This window comes from Phaeobacter sp. SYSU ZJ3003 (genome assembly GCF_041300735.1).
GTDB classification, from domain to species: Bacteria; Pseudomonadota; Alphaproteobacteria; order Rhodobacterales; family Rhodobacteraceae; genus Phycobacter; species Phycobacter gallaeciensis_A.
On the sequence record NZ_PXNU01000123.1, the window covers coordinates 1 to 974 of the forward strand.

Annotated in this window: 1 protein-coding gene; it reads right to left on the minus strand. The window is 65.6% G+C overall.

Features of this window, described 5'->3' with window-relative positions:
- A partial coding sequence (gene istA / locus C6W91_RS20960; protein ID WP_370571587.1) for an IS21 family transposase occupies positions 1 to 853 on the minus strand: 853 nt, incomplete at its 3' end.
- Positions 854 to 974: the final 121 nt, after the last annotated feature.

Sequence of the window (974 nt, forward strand, 5' to 3'; positions counted from 1 at the left end):
CGGCTGCGATACGCTTGCCGCGGGCCGCATTGCGGCGCCCCACGATCTCGTCGATGAAGGCGCGGTAGCCATCGAGATCGCCGAAGTCGGCGCTGCCCCGCATCAGCAGCGCATCGCGGATCGCGCTCTTGAGATGGCCGTGGGCGCTTTCGATCGAGCCGTTCTCATGCGCCACCCCCTTGTTGTTCCGCGTCGGCGTCATCCGGTAATGGGCGCATAGGGCATCATAGCGCGTCGTGAGATCCGCCCGCGCGTCGGCGTCGAGGTTGCGGAAGGCTGCCGACAAACTGTCGCTGCGGTGAGACGCCGGTGCCCCGCCCACCGACCAGAGCGCATTCTGAAGCCCTTCGGCCAGGGCGACAAAACTCTCCCCGCCGAGGATGACATGGGCGTGCTCAAAGCCGGACCACGGCAAGCGGAAGTGATAGAGCAGATGCTCCAGCGGCTGGCCCGCGACCGTTACGGCCGCGGCCCCCAGGTCGGTGAAGTCCGACAAACCGAGCCGGCCCGGTTCGTGAACCTGCCGGAAGATGACCTCCTGTTCTTCGCCATGCACTGCCCGCCAGGCGCGGATCCGCCGCTCCAGTGTCCGGCGGATGCCCGGGGACAGTTCGGGGTGGCGGCGCAGCATCTCCTCAAAAATTGCGACCGGGCGAAGGCCTGGGGCCGATTGCAAAAGAGGGACAACTTCAGCGTCGAAAATGTGCTCAAGCGGGTCCGGGCGCCGCCGGCCCCGCGTCTGGGCCTTCTGCGACGGCAGCTTGGGATCCTTTGAAATGCGGTATCCGGTCGCCCGGCTCATCCCGGCCTTGGCCGCGGCGACTTCGATGGGGTGGTCTTGTCTCAGCTTCATGAAAAGTCTCGTCTGTTGATCGGTTACATGGCGCCCCGGCACAAAAGTGGTTCTCCATTCCTGAAAACCACCAGCGTAACGGGCCGGCCGCGATCACAGACCCCAAAAACGGGCGAAGCGG